The 635-nt window shown below is 68.8% G+C and carries 1 pseudogene; it reads left to right on the forward strand.

The annotated features are described in order from the left end of the window. A pseudogene (gene rplB / locus DQ237_RS19355) lies at positions 1-583 on the forward strand (50S ribosomal protein L2); the annotation flags it as partial. Positions 584-635: the final 52 nt, after the last annotated feature.

Raw genomic sequence — 635 nt, forward strand, 5'->3', positions numbered from 1 at the left:
CGGTCGTCGTGGCTCCTCCGTCGCCGACTTCGCTGAGATCACCCGGTCGACGCCCGAGAAGTCGCTGCTGCGCCCGCTGCCCAAGACCGGCGGCCGCAACAACACCGGTCGCATCACGACCCGCCACATCGGTGGCGGCCACAAGCGCCAGTACCGCGTCATCGACTTCCGTCGCAACGACAAGGACGGCGTGAACGCCCGCGTCGCGCACATCGAGTACGACCCCAACCGCACGGCGCGCATCGCGCTGCTGCACTTCGAGGACGGCACGAAGCGCTACATCCTGGCTCCGAACAAGCTCTCGCAGGGCGACGTCGTGGAGTCGGGCGCTGGCGCCGACATCAAGCCGGGCAACAACCTGCCGCTGCGCAACATCCCCACGGGCACCGTCGTGCACGCGATCGAGCTCCGCCCCGGTGGCGGCGCGAAGCTCGCGCGCTCGGCTGGCGCCTCGGTGCGTCTCGTCGCCAAGGACGGCCCCTACGCGCAGCTCCGCCTGCCGTCGGGCGAGATCCGCAACGTCGACGCGCGCTGCCGCGCCACGATCGGCGAGGTCGGCAACGCCGAGCAGTCGAACATCAACCTGTCTCTTATACACATCTGACGCTGCCGACGATCTTACGCGTGTAGATCTC

Origin of the sequence: Blastococcus sp. TF02-8 (assembly GCF_003319175.1) — a bacterium.
In the GTDB taxonomy this organism is placed as follows: domain Bacteria; phylum Actinomycetota; class Actinomycetes; order Mycobacteriales; family Geodermatophilaceae; genus Blastococcus.